1 protein-coding gene is annotated in these 296 nt (G+C 78.0%); it reads left to right on the top strand.

Features of this window, described 5'->3' with window-relative positions; all coding sequences use genetic code 11:
- The coding region (locus tag UK12_RS35365; RefSeq protein WP_045307326.1) for a KR domain-containing protein at positions 1–296 on the top strand (296 nt) is incomplete at both ends.

Genomic DNA, 296 nt, shown 5'->3' with positions numbered 1-296 from the left:
GCTGGACGAGCGCACGCGGGAGCTGCTGGCCGTGGCCCTGACCGGCACCGGTGGTGAGGACCAGCTCGCGCTGCGGCCGTCCGGCCTGTCCGTCCGCCGACTGGTGCGGGCGGCCAGGAGCGACGCCGCCGACTGGAAGCCGCGTGGGACGGTCCTGGTCACCGGCGGTACCGGTGCCCTGGGCGGACAGGTCGCCGGCTGGCTGGCCGGCAACGGTGCCGAGCACCTGGTGCTGACCAGCCGCCGGGGCCCGGACGCCCCCGGCGCCGACGAGCTGAGGGCCGAACTGGCCGCCC

It is taken from the genome of Saccharothrix sp. ST-888 (assembly GCF_000955975.1).
GTDB lineage: Bacteria > Actinomycetota > Actinomycetes > Streptomycetales > Streptomycetaceae > Kitasatospora.
The sequence above is the reverse complement of the archived record's forward strand: the minus strand, read 5'-3'. Positions and strand labels throughout refer to the sequence as shown.